This window comes from Acinetobacter sp. 12966 (assembly GCF_031196995.1).
Taxonomy (GTDB): domain Bacteria; phylum Pseudomonadota; class Gammaproteobacteria; order Pseudomonadales; family Moraxellaceae; genus Acinetobacter; species Acinetobacter geminorum.
The window spans coordinates 1-394 of the sequence record NZ_JAVIMC010000077.1 but is presented as its reverse complement, the minus strand read 5'-3'; the positions used below and the strand labels follow the sequence as shown (position 1 = coordinate 394).

Annotated in this window: 1 protein-coding gene; it reads left to right on the top strand. The window is 55.3% G+C overall.

What is annotated here, in order from left to right; all coding sequences use genetic code 11:
• Positions 1-394 (top strand): Ig-like domain-containing protein (locus tag RFW85_RS12420; protein ID WP_309171575.1); only part of this gene is annotated, 394 nt, incomplete at both ends.

Here is a 394-nt window from a genome sequence, read left to right as displayed (position 1 = left end):
TTGCAGACAATACACTGCCTGCGTTAACTGATGGTCCACACACCATTACCGTGACGGCAACAGATGCAGCAGGCAATGCGGGTACCGATACAGCAGTGGTGACGATTGATACCACAGCACCAAATGCACCAGTGCTTGACCCAATCAATGCTACTGACCCGGTGAGCGGTACAGCAGAAGCGGGTTCAACCGTGACGGTGAGCTTCCCTGATGGCACCACCGCAACAGTCGTGGCAGGCACAGACGGAACATGGTCAGTACCAAACCCGGGTAACCTGGTGGATGGCGATACAGTAACGGCAACAGCGACTGACCCTGCAGGCAATACTTCATTGCCAGGTACAGGCACAGTCTCTGCAGACATCACACCGCCGGTGGTTGCACTGGATGATGT